The organism is Marinimicrobium hydrolyticum (assembly GCF_030848505.1).
Taxonomy (GTDB): Bacteria; Pseudomonadota; Gammaproteobacteria; order Pseudomonadales; family Cellvibrionaceae; genus JAVDDU01.
Genome location: NZ_JAVDDU010000004.1, coordinates 219,367 through 239,219, shown reverse-complemented (window position 1 = coordinate 239,219; position 19,853 = coordinate 219,367). Strand labels below are relative to the sequence as shown.

The window sequence follows — 19,853 nt, the reverse complement described above, 5'->3', positions numbered from 1 at the left end:
AGTCGGGAAGAACCATGAAAAGAGTGGTAATCACAGGCATGGGCGGCGTCACCGCCCTAGGCCACGACTGGGCTTCCCTGTCTCGCGGTCTGCGTGAGGGGATCAGCGGCATCCGCACCATGACCGAATGGGCGGATTACCGGAACCTGGCGACCCAGCTCGGCGGCCCCGTGGACGACTTTGTCCTACCGGCGCACTATCCCCGCAAAAAAATCCGAGCCATGGGTCGAGTGGCCCAACTGGCGACCCGTGCCACCGAGCTAGCGCTGGATGATGCAGGCTTGCTCAATGACCCGCTGCTGCACAACGGCCGGTGCGGCATTGCCTACGGTTCCTCCACCGGCAGCACCGACGCCACCATGGAGTTCGCGTTGATGCTGCACCAGCGCGACATGACCCGCGTCTCCCCCACCACCTATATCCGCATGATGGGCCACACCACGGCGGTGAACCTCAGCGTTTTCTTTGGCGTAAAAGGCCGGGTTTACACCACCTCATCCGCCTGCACCTCCGGCAGTCAGGGTATTGGGTACGCTTACGAAGCCATTCGTGCGGGGCAGCAAACGGTGATGATTGCCGGCGGCGCTGAAGAACTGTGTCCGTCCGAAGCGGCGGTGTTCGATACGTTCAATGCCGCCAGTACTCGCAACGATGCGCCCCACACCACACCCAGCCCCTTCGACCGAGATCGTGACGGGCTCGTGATTGGCGAAGGTGCCACCACGCTGATCCTGGAAGAACTCGAACACGCCCGCGCCCGCGGTGCGACCATTTTCGGTGAAGTGGTGGGTTTCGGCACCAACTGCGATGGAGCACACATCACCCTCCCCGACGGCCCCAGCATGCAGCAGGCCATGGAGCTGGCGCTGGAAGATGCGGGCCTACCCACGGACGCTATCGGCTACATCAACGCCCACGGCACCGCCACCGGCCCCGGCGATATCGCCGAAAGCCAAGCCACCGCGGCGTTGTTCGGTAACCGCGTACCTTTCAGCAGCCTCAAAGGCCACCTGGGCCACACCCTGGGTGCTGGCGGCGCCATAGAAGCCTGGTCCACCCTCCAAATGATGCGCGAGGGCTGGCTGGCGCCAACCCTTAACTTAAACAACCTCGACCCCGAATGCGCCGAGCTGGATTACATCGTCAACAGCCCACGCACCGCCCAAGTGGAATACGCCATGAGCAACAACTTTGCGTTTGGTGGTATTAATACGTCGTTGATATTTCGGCTTTCTGTCTAACTCTTTTTCTGTTGTTAGAGCAAGGAAAGGAAAAGAATACGCATTCCGAGGCATTGACCGGGCCTCTATTCGTCATTCCCGCGAATGCGCACTGCTGTCCGGAATAAATCATCAGTTACCGACTTCGTAAGCGAGCCCCCGGGCCGCACAGGGTGAGTATTCAGCAAACGTCGTAAACCCCTCCCTGGGGACTGCCTCGAAAGGTCCCTCTTTCGAGGCTTGCTGAACACTCACCCTGCACTGCCCCAGTAACCTTAAGCTTATGGCGCTCTAAAAAAGAAATCCAAGGCTTGGAGCATGCGGGGAACTCAAAAAAAGACGCATACTTAGTGCATTCACAATGCATCGACACGCTGAGAACGTGGAAGGAAAGGATGCCTGGGGGTTTGAGACCCTCGGAGGCAGGAAGCCGACGCGGAGCGTACAGGGATGTATTTACAGCGTGTCTCGGACCCCCAGGCATCCTTTCCAGGCTGTTCAGTACTGACAGGCCTGAGTTAGACTGCCGCCCCACCTCATCGCTTACTTCTCAGGGAATCCGGTTATGGCCACCAAAGCCACCGTTATCAAAGCCCAACTGCAGATCGCCGATATGGATCGGCACTACTATCAGGATCACAGCCTGACATTGGCGCAACATCCGTCTGAGAACGAGGCGCGCCTCATGGTGCGATTGCTCGCCTTCGCGCTGAACGCCAGCGATTCACTGACGTTCGTGCGTGGTCTTAGCACCGAATCCGACGAGCCCGAACTGTGTGATCGCACCTTGAGCGGCGAAACGGAGCTCTGGGTGGAGTTTGGTCAAAGCGATGAAAAGTGGCTGCGTAAAGCTTGCGGCCGATCGAAGAAGGTTCAGCTGTTTACCTACGGTGGCCGGAGCGTCCCCATTTGGTGGCAACAAAATGAGCGCGCCCTGCAACGCTACAACAACCTCCAGGTGTGGGAAATTCCCGAAGCCAGCGTGCAAGCCATGGCGGGCTTAGTGTCGCGAACCATGACCCTGCAATGCAATATCAGTGAGGGCCAGGTGTGGTTATCCAATGGCACAGACAATGTCACCATTGAACCAGTATTACTGAAAAACTACTCAACGAACTAAGAGCCCATAGCGCATGCGCGGAATGTCCAAGGAGCCCGCACCTCCCCGAGACCCTTCAGTACCCAAGCTGAATTTGTCCCAGGTATGGGGCTACCTATGGCCCTATCTGTGGGAATACCGCGGCCGAGTGTTTCTTGCCATCTTGGCTTTGCTCGCTGCCAAGGGCGCGACCCTGGCCATGCCTTGGGCCTTGAAACACATCATTGATGGAGTGGACCGCAACCTGCAACCCGAGCTGGTTTTGCCAGTGGCGTTCTTGTTGTTTTACGGGTTCTTGCGCTTTGGCGGTGTGTTTTTCGGTGAACTACGCGATGCGATTTTCAGCCGCGTTACTGAGCGCGCCATGCGCCGAATTGGTTTGCGGGTTTTTGAACACCTCCACCAACTGGAACTGAATTTCCACCTTAGCCGACAGACCGGCGGCATCAGCAGAGACATAGAACGGGGCACCAACGGCATCAGTTTTTTGATGCGCTTTATGATGTTCAACATAGTCCCGACCCTGTTTGAAATTCTCATGGTCGCGATTATTTTTACCGTCGCATTCTCGGCCTGGTACGCACTAATAATTCTAATCGCTGTGTTGTTTTACATCGGTTTTACCGTCGCGGTCACTGAGTGGCGAACCCGTTTTGTGCGCGCAGCCAACCAAGCTGACTCATCCACTAATACACGCGCCGTCGACAGCTTGCTGAACTACGAAACTGTAAAATACTTTAATAACGAAACCTACGAAGCTCGCACTTACGACGATTTTTTGGCGAATTGGGAAACCGCCAAGCTGAAAAATCGCATGACCCTGCTAGCGCTCAATTCCGGTCAGGCGCTGATCATTGCGCTGGCCATGACCGCCATGATGTTTATGGCCGCCCAGGCGGTCATCGATCGCGAAATGACGCTGGGTGATTTGGCAATGATCAACGCCTACCTCATTCAGCTCTTTATTCCTTTGAATTTTCTCGGGTTTGTTTACAGGGAGATTCGGCGAGCATTAACCGATCTGGAAAACATGTTGGGGCTGCTTAGTCGAGAGCCCAAGATTAAAAACGCAGCCGATGCTAAGCCGCTAAATGTTCGAGAGGGCCGGATCGATTTTGATCAAGTCAGTTTTGGCTATCATACTGAACGGCCGATTTTGAAAAATTTGTCGTTTAGTGTTGAGCCGGGTCAGCGCGTGGCTATTGTCGGTGCGTCCGGTGGGGGCAAAAGCACGATTGCCCGGCTACTGTACCGCTTCTACGATCTGGACGGCGGGGACATCCGTATCGATGGGCAGAGCATCAGCCAGGTAACTCTGGATAGTTTGCGCCGCGCCATCGCGGTGGTGCCGCAAGACACAGTGTTATTCAACACCAGCATCCGCGAGAATATTGCTTACGGCCGGCCTTCGGCGTCGGAAGCGGACATAGAGCGCGCCATTCGCATGGCACATCTAAAGGAATTTATCGACAGCCTACCGCAGGGAGACAAGACGGTGGTGGGCGAGCGAGGGCTGAAAGTTTCCGGCGGTGAAAAGCAGCGCATCGCCATCGCTCGAGTACTACTTAAAGACGCACCTATTTTGGTGTTCGATGAGGCCACCTCAGCTTTGGACTCCAACGCCGAAGCGGCAATCCTGAGTGCTATGCGTACAGTGTCTGCGGGGCACACCAGCTTAGTCATTGCGCACCGCCTTTCCACCGTTGTGGATGCGGACCGAATCCTGGTGCTGGACGAGGGACATCTAGTGGAACAGGGCAGTCACAATGATCTGTTGCAGCAAGGCGGCCGTTACGCGCAGTTATGGCGTTTGCAGCAAGATTCGGCGGGGGAAGCTAAGAACTAACTCAGCGTGATGTCGCACCGTGGAGAAACTGGATCCCCGCGTGCGCGGGGATGACAAACTCGAGCTTCGAACTTTGCACTTGCTGATCAGCTCTTTTCCCTTCGCCAACCCGCTTCTCGCTCGTCATTCCCGCGTAGGCGGGAATCCATTTACTGGCGAACTACTGGCACACTCCTACCCCATCTCCGCTTCCAGCTTAATAATCTCTTCCAACTTCTCGCTGAGCTTTTCCCGCAGTTCATCATCGTGCGTCCACCCAAGTGCCCGCTCAATAAACTGCCGGGCGAGATCGGGGCGGTCGGCCTCGGCTAACAGTTCGCCAATGGCGATGTTAATGGCGATATCAGAGGGCGCCATCTGATAGAGCGTCATCATGGCTTGGAGCACATCCCGTTGAGTGCCCAAGTGCCTCTGTACTTGAATGTGGTAATGGTGAGCTTCCTGAAAGTCCGGCTCCTGCTTCAGGGCCGCTTGAACATACTCCTGCGCCCGGCGTACGTAATCCAAGTTGACGACGCTTTGCACGTCCTCATCATCGCTGTACTCGGGGTTGGCGGTATCCAAATAAAAGTGTCCAGCATTCATTAACACTTGGGTATCAGATTTGTCGTGCCGCAGCGCCTGTACCAAGTCTTTGTACGCCTCGTCGTGCTCTTTGTTGTGATTCTTTAACACGGCGCGCAAGGACAGACCGCGCGCGGCATCTTTTTCGTCCGTCTTGAGGTCAGTTAGGTACTCCAGCGCTTCTTTCTCCTTATCCATGCGCCAGGCAAGGTCGGCTAGAACAAACTGTTGCTCGTTATGGCTGAGTGCGCGAACGTTCAACTCTCCTTCATAGGGAGTGGTGGGGAAGCTGATCACTTGATTGAAACGCTGTCGGCGGTAGCGTCGCAGCTCCCGATGCATTTCGTTCACGCTCTTGTCGAAGGCTTGAACAAACGCCTCTTCAGGCTCTACACCCTGGTTGTACAGGACAAGAAATTGTCGGGTTTGAGCGCTGTAATCGGGAAAGTCGTAGATCGTTCCCAGCTCCAGGTAGTGCACCGTAAGCCAGGAAGCCGCGTAAAATCGAGCCCAGTAGTAGAGCGGTTTCTCATCCATAAGGGGCGGGTTGAACAAATCCCGCAAGTGCGGCCAGCGGGGTAGCGTCATCCAGCCCTTCCGCCATGGGTGCAAGGGCCCCAGTAACACCCGGTCCTCCTCGATGACCGCCGAAGCCAGAAACTCCGCCAGCCCTTCGTCGTACCACATGGGGTAATGAACTTGGCTGTTCTCGCGCACCAAATAATGAACGTACTCATGAAAAAGAACGACGGAGCTGTCCGCGAAGGTCTCTTGCGGTCCGACCACCATGCGCGGCCCTGCTGGTGTACGCACATAAAAACCGCCCACGTGCTCGCCCACTAACCGGAAAAAGTGGTCTCTATCCGCGTACATGAGAATCATCATGCGCTGATTCTCCTGCGTGTCGGGCAGGTTCATATACTGCAACACCACCGCACGGAACTGTTCAAACTGGCGCAGCAGTTTTTCCGCCTTATCGGGCGACTCGTCCGTATAGATGGTGAAGTTGGTGGAGCGGTATTCAGACCAGGTGGCGAGTGCGGGTGTGACCCAAAACAGAGTCAAAAGAAGGGTGAATATCCGTAACATGGGAAGTCCTGGTTTTTATTGTAAGCCTGTGGCAACGATGCCTTGAAGGAAGAAAACGAGGCTTACTGCAAGCGAGTCCCTGCCGCGCTCCCACTCCGATGTGGGAAGTTTACCCGCGCCAGCTCAAGGCCTCAAGCCTTGACAGTAGTGAGCGTTGACTGTACGTTTAAACAGCTTTGGGCCCCGGGAATGCCTGAAATTCGCCTTCAAAAGGGGTACACTGGCCGCCCATTTCAACCGACGCGACCCCAACGCTATGGATGTATCACCGCTGCTCAACGATTTAAACGACGCCCAGCGTGAAGCCGTCTCCTCGGCTCCCGCCAACCAGCTGATCCTGGCTGGGGCCGGCAGTGGTAAGACCCGGGTGCTGGTGCATCGGATCGCCTGGTTGATCCAGGTGGAGCGACAATCGCCCTACTCCATTATGGCGGTGACCTTTACCAATAAAGCCGCACGCGAAATGCGCAGCCGCCTGGAGCAGCTGTTGTCCTCTGGCGGCCAGTCGATCAATGTGCGCAGCCTTTGGGTGGGCACCTTTCACGGCCTGGCGCATCGGTTGCTCAAGGCCCACTGGCAGGAGGCGGGCCTACCGCAGAATTTCCAAATTTTGGACAGCGACGACCAACTCCGCTTGGTCAAGCGGGTGTACGAGCGCCTGCAGCTGGATGACAGCCGCTACCCCTATAAGCAAGCTCAGTGGTTTATCAATGGCCAGAAGGACGAAGGCCTGCGGCCCCACCACATCCCCGAAAATGGTGACCCCTTTCAGCGCACGATGATCGCCATTTACCAAGCCTATGAGGAAGACTGCCAGCGCGGCGGCTTGGTCGATTTCGCCGAGTTGCTCCTGCGCGCTCATGAACTGTGGCTCAACAAACCCCACTTGTTGGCACACTACCAACAGCGTTTTCCGTTTATTCTGGTAGACGAGTTTCAGGATACCAACAGTATTCAGTATGCCTGGCTGCGAGTGTTGGCCGGCAAGAGCGCCTATGTCACCGCCGTGGGGGATGACGATCAGTCCATTTACGGCTGGCGCGGCGCGCGTATTGAAAACATTCAGCGCTTTACCGATGATTTTCCCGGCGCGCGCGTAATTCGCCTGGAGCAGAATTACCGCTCCACCAGCACCATCCTGCGCGCAGCGAACGGCGTGATCGCCAACAACTTTGGCCGGCTGGGCAAAGAACTCTGGACCGACGGCGAGGAAGGCGAACCCATCTCCCTATACGCCGCTTTTAATGAACAGGACGAAGCCCGCTTTATTGTCGAGCGCATACAGGAGTGGGTAAAGGCCGGTAACAGTCACAACAGTTGCGCGATCCTCTACCGCTCCAACGCCCAGTCTCGGGTGCTGGAAGAAGCGCTGCTTCGTGACGGCATGGCCTACCGCATTTATGGTGGCCAGCGCTTCTACGAGCGTTTGGAAATTCGAAATGCGTTGGCCTATATGCGTCTGATCGCCAACCCTCACGATGACGCTGCCTTTGAACGGGTAATCAACACTCCGACTCGGGGTATTGGCGGGAAGACTCTGGAGAGTGTACGGACACTCGCGCGCGAGCAATCCTGCTCTCTCTGGCAAGCCGCTAATGACATGTTGCTCAATCGGGTGTTCAGTGCGCGTGCCGGAAATGCCGTACGTGGTTTTATTGATCTCGTGGAAACACTGACAACCAACTGCGCTGAACTGCCTTTAGATCAAATCGCCGAGACAATGCTGGACGATACCGGGTTACTGGAATTCCATGGCAGCGAGAAAGGCGAAAAAGGTCAGGCGCGGAAGGAAAACCTGCAGGAACTCATCTCCGCCTGCGGTGCTTTTGAAGGTGACGACGCCGATGAAGACCTGAGTGTACTGCAACAATTTCTCGACACCGCCGCACTGGATGCGGGTGACGCGCAAGCGGACGAGTTTGAAGATGCAGTGCAATTGATGACCCTACACTCTGCCAAAGGGTTGGAGTTTCCGTTGGTATTCCTGGCCGGGGTGGAAGAAAACCTGTTTCCACACCGCATGTCTGTGGAAGACCCGGATCGCCTCGAAGAAGAGCGGCGGTTGTGTTATGTGGGCATTACCCGCGCCATGCAAAAACTGTACATCAGCTACGCGGAAACGCGCCGGCTGTACGGCAACGAAACGTTCAATGCTGTATCCCGCTTTGTAAAAGAAATACCAGAAGATTTGATTCAGGAAGTGCGCCTGAAAACCGCCGTATCCCGTCCGCTCAGCTACCAACGCAAGTCGGCCCGGTCCGACTACAGCGACTCGGGCGAGGACTCCGGTTTTCACCTGGGGCAGCGGGTACAGCACTCAATTTTTGGGGAGGGCGTCATACTGCATTTTGAAGGCCAGGGCCCAAACGCTCGGGTGCAGGTCAACTTCGATGGTCAGGGAAGCAAATGGTTGGTGATGCAGTACGCGAAACTGGAGCCTATGTAACCAGCTAGTCCGTCTTGCACGACCACTGTCCAAGCAAAGGGCGGCGTCAGCCTTCGGTACCTGTTAAAGTACTGAAAAGCCATTTGAGAAACCTTGATCTCGGGAGTTACTGACTATGAAAGAACCAGCAGCCGATACACAGGCGGTTCATCACACTCCACAGGGTATTTCCGACCGCATCGCCCTGCGCACTGTGCGTTTTATGCGTTTTTTTGCGGATCTGTTTTTTGCCGGGCGCTATGGCCACCGCGCTGTGGTTTTGGAAACCGTAGCTGCAGTTCCAGGCATGGTTGCCGGCAGCCTTCAGCACTTACACTCACTGCGCCGGATGAAAGACGATGATGGCTGGATACGTACACTGCTGGATGAAGCGGAAAATGAACGTATGCACCTGATGACATTTGTTCATATCGCCCGGCCAAATCTGTTCGAGCGAATCATTATCATGATTGCTCAGGGTGTTTTTTACAACGCCTTCTTCCTGCTTTATCTAATCTCCAGTAAAACAGCGCACCGTATTGTCGGCTATTTGGAAGAAGAAGCCGTTTATAGCTACACTGAATACCTGGCTGGCGTAGATAGCGGAAAGTATGAAAATATTGCCGCTCCACAGATTGCCATTGATTATTGGCAGTTGCCTCAAGAAGCTAGATTAAGAGAAGTGATTATCGCCGTAAGGGCGGACGAGGCCAAACACAGGGACGTAAACCACGATTTTGCGGATCAACTGAAAGCTGGGAGCCGGGGTTAAGGAAGGCTAGTACGTCCCGGTTTCCCTTCACCCCGCGAAAGCGCATCGCTGTCCGGAATAAATAGCCGGAAGAGCTTCGTAAGCAAGCCCACAGGCCGCGCAGGGTGAGTGTTCAGCAAACGTCGTAAACCCCTCCCTGGGGACTGCCTCAAAAGGTCCCTCTTTTGAGGCTTGCTGAACACTCACCCTGCGCGCCCGAGTAGCCTCAAGCTCTGGCATTCTTTACTCAAACCCAAAGATAAGAATGCCTTAGTTTCGGCTACGGAGGTGATTCCCTGGAGGCTTTTCGAAACTCTCACAAGAGGGATCTTGTGGGAGAGCCCCCAGGGATGGGTCTACGGCGTTTTCGAAAAGCCTCCAGGGAAGCGCCTGGGATTCCGCTTACGAAGTACGCGCTAGCATCATGGACCTCAACTACCTACCCAAAATTATTCCGGTGAGCGATGCGCTTTCGCGGGGATGACGGGCGGTAACGAAACGAACCAAATAACTACTGACGAATACCTTCAATGTGCAGATCCATGTACACGGTTTCGGCCTCAGGTCCCAAGTTGTAATCCATACCGAAATCTTTCATTTTAAATTCGGTCTTGCCGGCAAAACCCACTCGGTGGCCGCCCCAAGGATCTTCACCCTCGCCCACTTTCTTCGCGTCGATAGTGATGCTGTTTGTCACGCCGTGCAGCGTCAAATCACCCACGATCTGAAACTTATCGCCCTCACCGGGAATCACCTCGGTGCTGACAAATGTTGCTTCAGGAAATTTGGAAACGTCCAGGAAATCGCTGTTGCGCAAGTGCCGATCACGCTCGGAGTGGTTACTGTCCACACTGCGAGTATTGATGGTGACGTTGATGTTGCTGTCGCTTAAGTTTTCGGAATCGTAAGTAAAGTCGCCGCCGAACTCGTTGAAGCGTCCCACCAGCCAGCTAAAGCCCAAGTGATTGACCTTAAAGTTGATGGACGCGTGCGCACCTTGGGTGTCAATAACGTAATTGTCGGCCAAGGCGGGAACACTGGCCAAACCCAGTGAGCTGAGAGCAAAAATAGCAATAAGTTTTCTCATGGATGATCTCCTGATAAAAAAATGAAACAACTAGGGTGAAAAGTTAGCGCTTGGAGCGCGGATCCAACATGCGCACTAAAGTGCGGTCACGAAGTACAAAGTGGTGTGCCAAGGCCGCCAGCGTATGTAAAGCTGCCAGAACTATAATGGCCCAGGCCATCCAGTAATGAAGGAAGCCCGCCCGGTCCACGCCAGTAACACCCAAACGCATGACAGAGGGAAAATCGATAAGGCCGAACAAACTGGCGGAGCGGCCGTCAGCGGTGGTGATCAGATAACCACTGACCAGAACAACCAGAATCAAACCATACAGGCTGTATTGAACCGTGGCGGACAGCAACCGCACCGACCGGCTGTGCTCTGGTAAAGGCGCTGGCCGGCGAAAGAAAATCAGCCGCCATACAATGCGTATAAGAGTCAGAAGCAACACCACCAGCCCAAGGCTGATGTGCAATGAGGGAGCCCGGTTGTACCAGGGGTCATAGTAACCGAGCCCCACCATGTACAAACCCAGGCCAAACAAAAATACGATCAAAAACGCTGACACCCAGTGCAGCAAAATAGTGACCAAGCCGAAGCCGGATTTGTGGTCTGTGATCATATCGTGCTTCCTTTCGTGCGACTCAAAGTGAGGCGCCTACTGTTAATGCCACAAAATTAACAGATCGCTTCAAGCGGGGGCGTAAAGAATTGTTAGTTGCGACGCCGGCGCGCCCTACTTGGGTACCGGCCGTGTGCGACCGTTGTCGTCAATCGCCACATAAACGAATTCGCCCTCGGTTACTTTGGCGGTTTCGTTGGTGCGACAATCTTTAATCCAGACTTCAATCAGAGTGCGAATGGAGGTGCGCCCCACTTCCAGTGGAGCCGCATAACAGCTGACGGTGGCGCCTACCGGTACCGGGCGCAGGAACACCATGCTGCCCACGGCAACCGTGGTTACCCGCCCGCGCGCAATCTCCTGGGCGAGGATCGCGCCCCCTAAATCCATTTGAGTCATCAGCCAGCCGCCGAAAATATCACCGTAGGGGTTGGTATCTGCGGGCATGGACAGCGTTTGCAGCACCAGCCTGCCGCTGGGGGTGGGATCTTCGTCTAATCCGGGGCGAGCCATGGGGTACCTCTTTGCCTTTTCGTTATCGTTAGCGCAGATTATACAGATATCGGCCCCTTAGCGGCGCCGATTCCGTCTCACATTATCCGGCGTTGGCGCCAAGCTGTTGTAATTGTCTTTCAGCGGCCGCGCCCAGTTCCCCGCCTCCGGATGCTGCCATGCGAAAGTGCTGGATGGCTTCATCGCGCGCGCCGCGCTCCAAAGCCAACTCGCCCAAGTGGTAACTGGCCAGCTGGGTGGGCAACAATTTTTGGCTAGCGGTCAAATCGTTCTCCGCCTGACGGGCGTTACCTTGACGCTTGTGCAACACACCGCGGTAAACGAGTGGGCGGAAGAATTCCGGGTTGGCTTCGATCGCGCGATCAAAAGCCGCAATGGCATCCTTCTCGCGTTCATCTTGCGCGAACAATCGGCCCTGCAGCTCCCAGAAAAGGTTCTCTCTGGGCTGGTGCTCGATGGCTTGCTCAACCAGGCCCATGGCCTTGCCGTATTCCCCTTTCTCGGCCGCGCTGAGCGCTTCCTGATAGCGTTCATAAGCGGGCTGATCACGACGAAGTTGTGCAGTGGCCCTGCGATAGGCATCGCGGTTACGCGCGCCACCCGGATTTTCGTCGGCCAGTTCTTGATTGAGGCGCATGCGTTCACGCGAAGGCGGGTGACTGGCAAACAGCCCTTCCAGCCAGTTGGGGTTTCGGCCTTCGGAAAACTTCAGGAAAGTTTCCTGCAGTTCCACGGCACCTTGGGGGTCATAACCGGTGCGTACCATGTAATCGACCCCATAACGATCTGCTTCCAGCTCGTGGCTGCGGCTGTAGCGGGCTTGCCAGGCGGTTGCGCCCACACCCAGTGCGCCCACGGCGAGTGCGCCGTATTCCCACTCTTGAGACACGGCGGCGACACCGGCAGCCAGCATACCGGCCTGGAGCAACACGTTACGGGTCTGTTGAGTGGCGCCGTGACGGGCGGCCGCATGCACGATTTCATGGCCCAATACGGCGGCCAGTTGCGCTTCGTCTTCCAGGTGAATCAACAGCCCGCGGTTGATGGCCATCTTGCCGCCGGGCAATGCCCAGGCGTTGGGTACATCGTTATTCAACACCACAAATTCATAGGGCAGTTCGGGTCGGTCACTCACTTCCGCCAGGCGTTGGCCCACCTGGTTAACGTAGAGAGTCAGCTCGGGGTCCACCACGTAGCGGCCACCCTGTGCCTGTTGACTGGGCACGTAATGTTGCTGGCCAATGGCCAGTTCCTGTTCGGTGGACATGAGTGAAAACTGCCGGTCGCCGGTCACCGGATTAACGGTACAGGCGGTTATGATGCTGGCGATTAAAAGGAGGCTGGTTAAGTAACCGACGATGCGTTTCACAAGCTGTTCTCCATGGTGATGTGCAATAGTGGGCGCCGGACCGATATAATGACACAGTTTCGCTACCGGAGTTGCAGTATGGCAGCCTTACAAGAAATTGAAATGTTCGCTGGCCTGGGCCCTGACGGCCAGCCCATTGTGGAAAAATTATCGGCACGTGAATTGGACTCGGGCAACTTGCAGTTAGTGCGTTCGCCCGCGTTTGTAAAAGGCGTCGCCAGCGGCGATTTGCTCAAATGCGACCCAGAGACCAAGGATGTCACCCTCGTCCAGCGCAGTGGCAATTTGAGCGTTCGCGTCTTCAGCCGGGCCCACATTGTGGCCATTGCGGAACAGTTGACCGTGGCTTTGGAACAACTCGGCGGCGAGTTGGATCTACAGAACGAGCGCATGCTGGTGTACTCCATCCACGTAAGCTGTGGTTTTGAAACGATTGAGAAGCTCCTTACCGAAGCGCTCGCATCTAAGCCAGACAGTGGCTGGTTGTACGGCAACGTGTACGACCCCACCGATGGCACAACGCCTTTGAACTGGTGGCAGTCAATGCTCGCACCCGAGTAATGTCTTGCAGCTTTCATTCAGAACTCCACAACGAGCCTCACTATGCTTGCGTTAATCTCCCCCGCCAAAACGCTCGATTTCGAAACCCCCGCGCCTACTCGCGTGGCCTCCCAGCCGGCTTTTTTGGCGGATTCTCAGGAGCTGATCGACGTGCTGCGCAAACTGGCGCCCCACGAGATTTCAGACCTGATGGGCATTAGCGACAAGCTTGGCGTGTTGAACTACGATCGCTTCGCCCAATGGCAACCGCCTTTCCACCTGGACAATGCCAAGCAGGCCCTGTTCGCCTTTAAAGGCGATGTTTACACCGGTTTGGCGGCGGAAAGTTTCGATGCCGGGGATATTGAGTTCGCGCAAGAGCATTTGCGAATCCTCTCGGGTTTGTACGGCCTGCTGCAGCCCCTGGACTTGATTCAACCCTATCGGCTGGAAATGGGCACCCGGCTTGCCAACCCCCGGGGTAAGGATTTGTACCAGTTCTGGGGTGACCGCATAACCCAGGCGATTAACACCCAACTGAGCACTTTTACCAGCCCAGTGGTGATCAATCTCGCCTCTAATGAATACTTTAAATCGGTGCGACCCCGAAAGCTGGAAGCGCCCGTGATCACACCGGTATTCAAGGATTGGAAAAACGGCCGCTATAAGATCATCAGTTTTTACGCCAAGAAGGCCCGAGGCATGATGAGTGCCTATCTGATAAAGAATCGGTTGACCGACGCGGAAGCTTTGAAGGATTTCGGCGACGGCGGCTACTCATACAATGGCGAACTGTCCACCGCCACCGATTGGGTGTTTACCCGCGCAGAGGCATAACAACAGGCGCTGTTAATCCCATATGGAAGTTGCTCCGGTAACCGTCAGGGACTAAAGTGTGAACTGTTTCACGAAACGTAATTTTTCGAGGCTGCATGGTGATTTGCTCTGGCAATTTTGACGCCAGAAAGCCATAGTTCGGCCGGGTTTTTACGTACCTGCCTAGGGTGCATGGGCGCACCACCCACAATAAGATCAAGGATTTGGTTTGGCCGTTAGCGAACACTATCTTTCTGAAGTGCTGGAACGCCTCTCGCAGGTGGCGCCAGTGTCTTACAGGCGTGTATTTTCCGGGGTAGCCATCTACCACCGGGGCGTACAGTTTGCGCTTATCGCCAATGACCGCCTTTACTTTCGCGTAGACGACGCTTCCTCTCAGCCCTATATCGAGCGCAACATGCCTCCCCTGCAACCTGAGGCGGCGCTTACCAGCGCACGCCACTACTATCAGGTCCCCCAGGTTGTTCTGGAAGAGTCCAATGAGCTGCTGTACTGGATGCGCGCCGCCGTGGAAGCCGCTCCGCAAGATTCCGACGAGACCGCAGCGCTCGGAGACTCGTCGTCCCCCTCCAACACCTACCGCTCTCTGGCGGGCTAAGCTTCTCAGCGGGAACCGATTGATTCGGCGCCAAAGCGGCAAAAATCGTCTACGCTTTTAAAAGACCTAATTGAGAGCAACCGCATGGCAATTCGTATTTTGGTGGTGGATGACGCCAGCTTTATTCGGGATATGGTGAAAAAGCACCTGCGTGACCGAATACCCGGAGTGGAGATCTTTGAAGCTTCCGACGGCAACCGCGCTCTGGCCCTGACCAAACAACACTCTATGGACCTCATTCTCTCTGATTGGGAAATGCCCAATATGAGTGGCGAGGAATTTTTGCGGGAGCTGCGCAAAAAACCGGAGGGTGATCAAATCCCCTTTGTGATGGTGACCAGCCGGGGTGATCGCAGCCACGTAATTAAAGCCGCTGAGGCCGGCGTGTCGGACTATTTGACGAAGCCGTTTAGCCCAGAGGAGCTGCTGCGTAAGGTGGCCAAACAATTGGCCCGTTCCGGCAAGGCGCCAGCGGTCGACGCCGGGCGTCAGGGCAGTACCCAGGGCATAGCCTCCGCTTCGGTGGGAGTGCTGATGGGCGGCGGTGCGCGCGGCGATAAAAGTAAAAAGGTGAAAGGCAAAGCGCGGTTGCGTTTCAGCAGCCGTGGCGAGAGCTGTTTGTGCGTGATACGGGACCTCTCCCTGCAGTCACTCACCGGGTTAATCCAGCGCGGGGAAACGATCCCGGGGCTGTTTGACCAAGCCGTGGTGAATATTGAAGGGGACAACGAAGACACGACCCCCACCGGCTTAAATGGCTACGTGCACAGCGTGCAGGCCGCTGAAGACCGACCCGACACCACCGTTATCAAAGTGGTGATTCGCTTTGTGGATCAGAATGCCGACAAGCTTGAGGCGCTGTCCACTTACATCGACAATCTGTAAGACAAAAAAAACGCCGGTAAGAACCGGCGTTTTTTGTATTGCGTCTGGGTACCGACCTAGCGGGATCTCAGCCGACCCAAAGCGACAGCGCCCAGGCCCAGGAGCAAGAGCATCAACAAGCTTGGCTCTGGTACCGCCGTGGCGCCTCGACCGTAAAAGCTGATATGAGACACATCGCGGGTGTTTTTCAGCTCAAACAGGGGAGCACTGAAAGGCGATTCCCAAGTGCCACTGGTGGCGCCGAAGTTAATGTTGTAGCCCACCAGAGTGGTGCCACGACCGCTTTTGAAAATCATCATGATCTCGTCAAACGCGCTCCACTTCGGTTCGTTCAACGACCAGATGCCGCTGGTGCTGCTCACCTCGTCATCTTTGTCGATAAATGACCAGTCTGTGTAGCCGAAGAAGGCTTCTGCGTTCACAGTCATTGGATCATGGTTGAGAAAATCCTGATTTGCCTGGTCGCTGTACTGACAGGCACTGGTGTTGCTCACCAGGTTGGTATAGCCATTGGGGCAATCGATAACTGCTGCGTGAGCGCCGAATGACAGGCTAACCATCATGGCACCCAGCAATCCTTTCATTAAAAGCTTGCTCATATTCCTTGACCTCCTTTGATGCCGACACCACGTCGGCTACTAGGCGTGTAATTAGCAAGCGTCGTGCCAAGTCTTTTTGTGAGGCCGATTATTCCATCTAACTAATTGATTTTACACGTATTTATTAGTTGTGGGCAAAAGGGATTTGAAGGCCAGCTTAATGCCTCTGTAAGGTTTTTCGACGGGCTGTCAGCCTCAAAAAAGCACTCGAAAAGCAATGCTGTGACAAGGTCAGAATGGCCACCACTGATCCGGCAAACCCCCTTTGCGCAACAGGGCGGCAACGTCCATGGTTAGCGCGATACCAATGTGTACCAGAACGCCGCCCCAAATAGACATAGAACGAATTGCCAAAATACCCAAAAACAACCCAAACAGTATGGCCCCAGTGGCTTCCAGCCAGAGCTTAGGGAAGTGAATCATCAGGTAGGGCACGCACATCACCCACACCGCATTGGCGCCCATGGCCGGTCGTAACGCCTGCACCATATACCCCCGAAAGAAAAACTCCAGCGCCACGAACTGGCTCATATAGAGGAGTTGCCACGCGAGAAAATCAAACCAACTCCTACCCGCGTAGAAGTAGAATGGATAGTGATCGACGAAGTCCTCGCCCTGGCTGACCATGGCAATAAACACCAAAATGGGGCTGATTAGCAGCACGTAGCCAGGCCAGTGCTGACGGGTTTGCGCCCAGCGCCAGCCGAAATCCACCATCTTCTCCCGCCACATAAACCGGATCACGAGCCACGGGATCAGCAAAAAGCAGATCAGGTGCCAACCCGTCCACCAGATGTAAACGACCAACTGATCCCAGCCGGCCTGACGCAGAGCGAGGATGTAGTGATTCTCGGGAAGGTCGTTCCATTCGGCAAAAGCTCGAAGTAACCAAGCCAGGTTGCGGTCAAACTTCAGGTAATGAAGGGCCAAGAGGGCCACGGAAACGCTGGCCAGCACGACGAACACCCGTCGCAGGGCGGCAGGCCGGGAAAGGGAGTAAGACGGGTGCTCCTGATCGATCTCATCCAAGGCCACTAGAATAGTTTTGGGGTTGAGCAGGCGAGGCAGCATGGGTCTTGGTCCAGGAATTGGCAAAGGCGTATTAAACCTGATTTAGGCGCTTTTGCGAAATGGCCATTCGGGTGACGTCGTCGTTTTGCGGCTCGTGTGGGGCGTCGAGAATTATTCTGAGGCTTTGTAGGGTAATTGGGCGCGGGCAGCTTCCAGGTAGCTTTGAACCTCGCTAGCCTCCAGTGTCAGAAAGCGCTGGATGGGGCTGCGGAATACCGGCTCTGACATCCAGTGGTTGGACAGCGTCAGCACCGGTTCAAAGCCTCGCGCCAGTTTGTGTTCGCCTTGAGCACCGCCATCGAACCGCCCTAGCCCATGAGCAATGGCGTAGTCGATGCCCTGGTAGTAGCAGGTTTCAAAATGCAAATAGTCGAACTCCTCCCGGCAGCCCCAGTAGCGCCCATACAGGCAATCCCGGTCGCGTAGAAACAGAGCCGCCGCCAATGGCTCGCCGTCTCGCAGGGCGCGGACCATCAGACAGTGTTCGGGCATTGTCTCACCCAACTGGCGGAAAAACCCCCGCTCCAAATATCCGCCGTGGCCGCTGCGCTTCAGGTATGTGAGCTGATAGAGGCTGTAAAACCAATCCCAGTCAGCGGTACTGATCTGACCCCCGGCTTTGTGCTCAAACTCAAACCCTTGCGCTGCCACCTGACGCCGCTCCTTGAGAATATTCTTGCGCTTACGCGAACTCATGGTGCTCAGGAAGTCGGTAAAGTCCGAATAACCTCTGTTATACCAGTGGTACTGACAGCCCAGGCGCTGTGGCGCGCCCTGCTCCGCCAGGAGTTCACTGAGCGGCGATTCGGGGAACAGGCAGTGCCAGCCGGAGGCGCCCAGTGAGCGGCTCTCCTCCTGTAGTGCCTGCACCATCGCTAACAGCTGATGGGGCTTCTGTGAGCCCAGCAGGCGCGGTCCGCGGCAGGGTGTAAAGGGAATGGCTGTGAGCAGCTTTGGGTAGTAGTCATAACCGTGTTGCGCGTACGCATTGGCCCAACCCCAGTCAAACACATACTCGCCGTAGGAGTGTTGTTTAACAAACAGCGGCAGCGCCGCGCGCAATAGCTCGCCTTCCCATAGCAAAAGATGATGTGGCTGCCAGCCGCGTTCGGCCGTGGTACTGCCACTGTCTTCCAGTGCGGCGAAAAACTCGTGGCGCACGAAGGGATGGTCATCATCAAGCAGTCCGTTCCACAAATTCGGCGCGACGTGATGAATGGAGTCGATAAACTGATAACGCATCGAGGCGATTCGAGACCCTAGTGGACAACGTCGGTAAGCGGAAAGGTGACGGTTTGTTGGTGGTACTCGGTGTACAACTCCAAAAATCGGTACACCACTTCGCGCGCGTAGCGGTTCTCTGAATTGGACAAAAACACCAAGCCCAGTTGCAGCTCACGATTAAACAGTAACTCCGTACGGATGCCGCGCACCCAGCCGCCGTGGTGAATAAAGTTTTTGTGTTCGGCGAAATCAAACATTCGCCACCCCAAGGCGTAGTGAATGTTGTGTAACTGCGGGTGAAAACGATAGTGCGCCTGCCGGTTGCTGGTGGCCACGATGGGGCGGTGCAGTTGATCCAGCAGCGGCAAGGGTAAAACGTCTTCGCGCGCGCCCAGTTGCGCTTGCAGCCAAAATGCCATGTCCCGAACGCTGGCGTTGGCGCCTGCCGCTGGCGCAATGGCATAGTACTCATCCGATACCGGCACCGGTATCCACTGCCCCCGCCGGCGTACGTGGGGGTGTGCGTGGTTGGGGTTGGCGAGCAAGTTGTCCATGCCAAAAGAGGCCCAGTTCATGCCCAAGCTTTGGAATAAGTGTTGTTCCACGTACTGCTCATAACTGAGGCCGGTGACGATCTCAATCAGATCCCCAACCAGGCTGAACACCACGTTCTGGTAGCTGTAGCAGTTTTCAGGCGGGCAAATAAAATCCACCTCGCCGATGCGCTCAATCACTCGCTGATAGGGAACGCGCGCTTCAATCAGGTTGGTGTACGCTTGCGGCATAAGCCCAGTGGTATGAGACAGAATATTTTGCAGGGTGATGCGCTGGCCATAATCGGCGTTGCGAAATTGTAAATCGGTCAAATGCAGGCTAATGGGCGTTTGCCATTCCAGAGCCTCATCCCGCACCAGTTTGGCGGCGGCGGTAGCGGCGATGGTTTTGGATACCGAGGCGAGGCGAAACACCGTGTCCGCTTGTACCGGTGTATTTTCCCCTTGGCGCAACACGCCATAGCCCTGTAGTAGCTCGATTTCGCCATCGGCAATTATGGCGATGGCGGCGCCGGGGATGTGTGGCATCACTTCTTCAACCAGGTACTGTTCGAGGGCGAGCACGAAGTCCGCGGGTCGATGGCCAAACTCATCGTCACTGTGGGCGGCGAAGGAAAGCAGCGCCAGGCCGAAGCTCAGCGCCCAGCCGTAAAATCGGTTTACATCCATGATCTCGGGATCGGGTTGTGATTGTGAGTTCGAGAGGATACCCGCTAGCCTTACAAAAACCTAGGTGGTGCGGGCCTCCTGGCGTCTGACTGCGCCAAACTGCGTCTCGTTCCACGAAGATCGAAAATTTTGCGGTTTTATATGGCGTTTGGCTACTGACACAGTTTTGACATGCTCAAACGGCTCGTGGACATACTCATTTATCAGCGTCGAATATTCTCCCAGGACCTCAGCCTGGTCACTCCGTTCGAGAAGGCGGAAGACGACGTCGCCATCAGCCGGGCCGTTCAGTTTAAGCTCTGGATGCGGACT

Annotated in this window: 18 protein-coding genes; 9 read left to right on the top strand and 9 right to left on the bottom strand. The window is 55.6% G+C overall.

Features of this window, described 5'->3' with window-relative positions; genetic code table 11:
* Positions 1–14: 14 nt before the first annotated feature.
* From RBH33_RS09625 to RBH33_RS09615, 3 genes are all read left to right on the top strand, one after another.
* Positions 15–1,241 carry a beta-ketoacyl-ACP synthase gene (locus RBH33_RS09625; RefSeq protein ID WP_306731963.1) on the top strand — a complete coding sequence of 409 codons (1,227 nt, stop codon included), beginning with the start codon at positions 15–17 and terminating at the stop codon, positions 1,239–1,241.
* A 544-nt stretch (positions 1,242–1,785) separates the two neighbouring features.
* A complete protein-coding gene (locus RBH33_RS09620) occupies positions 1,786–2,340 on the top strand; it encodes a YaeQ family protein (RefSeq protein ID WP_306731962.1) in 555 nt (184 codons plus the stop codon).
* A gap of 13 nt (positions 2,341–2,353) precedes the next feature.
* The gene (locus tag RBH33_RS09615; protein WP_306731961.1) at positions 2,354–4,165 is read left to right on the top strand and encodes an ABCB family ABC transporter ATP-binding protein/permease; all 1,812 of its coding nucleotides are present in this window, start codon (positions 2,354–2,356) and stop codon (positions 4,163–4,165) included.
* A gap of 174 nt (positions 4,166–4,339) precedes the next feature.
* Here RBH33_RS09615 and RBH33_RS09610 read toward each other — a convergent pair whose 3' ends face one another.
* Entirely contained in the window at positions 4,340–5,818 is a 1,479-nt protein-coding gene (locus RBH33_RS09610; protein ID WP_306731960.1) for a tetratricopeptide repeat protein, read from the bottom strand.
* 256 nt (positions 5,819–6,074) lie between these two features.
* On the opposite strand from RBH33_RS09610, the gene uvrD reads away from it, so the two are divergent.
* Both uvrD and RBH33_RS09600 read left to right on the top strand, forming a co-directional pair.
* The gene (uvrD, locus tag RBH33_RS09605) at positions 6,075–8,264 is read left to right on the top strand and encodes a DNA helicase II (RefSeq protein ID WP_306732130.1); all 2,190 of its coding nucleotides are present in this window, start codon (positions 6,075–6,077) and stop codon (positions 8,262–8,264) included.
* A gap of 115 nt (positions 8,265–8,379) precedes the next feature.
* A complete protein-coding gene (locus RBH33_RS09600) occupies positions 8,380–9,015 on the top strand; it encodes an alternative oxidase (RefSeq protein ID WP_306731959.1) in 636 nt (211 codons plus the stop codon).
* Positions 9,016–9,505: 490 nt separating this feature from the next.
* On the opposite strand, the gene RBH33_RS09595 is transcribed toward RBH33_RS09600, so the two are convergent.
* From RBH33_RS09595 to RBH33_RS09580, 4 genes are all read right to left on the bottom strand, one after another.
* Entirely contained in the window at positions 9,506–10,081 is a 576-nt protein-coding gene (locus RBH33_RS09595; protein ID WP_306731958.1) for a YceI family protein, read from the bottom strand.
* 43 nt (positions 10,082–10,124) lie between these two features.
* Positions 10,125–10,682: a cytochrome b gene (locus tag RBH33_RS09590; RefSeq protein ID WP_306731957.1), complete on the bottom strand. Its 558-nt coding sequence runs from the start codon at positions 10,680–10,682 to the stop codon at positions 10,125–10,127.
* Positions 10,683–10,796: 114 nt separating this feature from the next.
* Complete coding sequence (locus tag RBH33_RS09585) at positions 10,797–11,195, bottom strand: acyl-CoA thioesterase (protein WP_306731956.1); 399 nt, start codon at positions 11,193–11,195, stop codon at positions 10,797–10,799.
* Between the two features lie 82 nt (positions 11,196–11,277).
* Positions 11,278–12,564 carry a M48 family metalloprotease gene (locus tag RBH33_RS09580; RefSeq protein ID WP_306731955.1) on the bottom strand — a complete coding sequence of 429 codons (1,287 nt, stop codon included), beginning with the start codon at positions 12,562–12,564 and terminating at the stop codon, positions 11,278–11,280.
* Between the two features lie 78 nt (positions 12,565–12,642).
* Between RBH33_RS09580 and RBH33_RS09575 the strand changes: the two genes are divergently transcribed.
* The 4 genes from RBH33_RS09575 to RBH33_RS09560 all read left to right on the top strand — a co-directional run bounded on the left by RBH33_RS09575 (position 12,643) and on the right by RBH33_RS09560 (position 15,424).
* Positions 12,643–13,125, top strand: a complete 483-nt coding sequence (locus RBH33_RS09575; RefSeq protein ID WP_306731954.1) for a DUF4265 domain-containing protein — start codon at positions 12,643–12,645, stop codon at positions 13,123–13,125.
* A 42-nt stretch (positions 13,126–13,167) separates the two neighbouring features.
* A complete protein-coding gene (gene yaaA, locus RBH33_RS09570; RefSeq protein WP_306731953.1) occupies positions 13,168–13,941 on the top strand; it encodes a peroxide stress protein YaaA in 774 nt (257 codons plus the stop codon).
* A gap of 208 nt (positions 13,942–14,149) precedes the next feature.
* Complete coding sequence (locus RBH33_RS09565; RefSeq protein ID WP_306731952.1) at positions 14,150–14,539, top strand: TfoX/Sxy family protein; 390 nt, start codon at positions 14,150–14,152, stop codon at positions 14,537–14,539.
* Between the two features lie 84 nt (positions 14,540–14,623).
* Positions 14,624–15,424, top strand: coding sequence for a response regulator (locus RBH33_RS09560; RefSeq protein ID WP_306731951.1), 801 nt, complete (start codon positions 14,624–14,626; stop codon positions 15,422–15,424).
* 56 nt (positions 15,425–15,480) lie between these two features.
* On the opposite strand, the gene RBH33_RS09555 is transcribed toward RBH33_RS09560, so the two are convergent.
* The 4 genes from RBH33_RS09555 to RBH33_RS09540 form a co-directional block, all read right to left on the bottom strand.
* Positions 15,481–16,023, bottom strand: a complete 543-nt coding sequence (locus RBH33_RS09555) for a PEP-CTERM sorting domain-containing protein (RefSeq protein WP_306731950.1) — start codon at positions 16,021–16,023, stop codon at positions 15,481–15,483.
* A gap of 231 nt (positions 16,024–16,254) precedes the next feature.
* Positions 16,255–17,094, bottom strand: a complete 840-nt coding sequence (locus RBH33_RS09550; RefSeq protein ID WP_306731949.1) for a CPBP family intramembrane glutamic endopeptidase — start codon at positions 17,092–17,094, stop codon at positions 16,255–16,257.
* A gap of 111 nt (positions 17,095–17,205) precedes the next feature.
* Positions 17,206–18,336 carry a GNAT family N-acetyltransferase gene (locus tag RBH33_RS09545; RefSeq protein ID WP_306731948.1) on the bottom strand — a complete coding sequence of 377 codons (1,131 nt, stop codon included), beginning with the start codon at positions 18,334–18,336 and terminating at the stop codon, positions 17,206–17,208.
* Between the two features lie 17 nt (positions 18,337–18,353).
* Entirely contained in the window at positions 18,354–19,541 is a 1,188-nt protein-coding gene (locus tag RBH33_RS09540; RefSeq protein WP_306731947.1) for a serine hydrolase domain-containing protein, read from the bottom strand.
* Positions 19,542–19,853 lie beyond the last annotated feature (312 nt).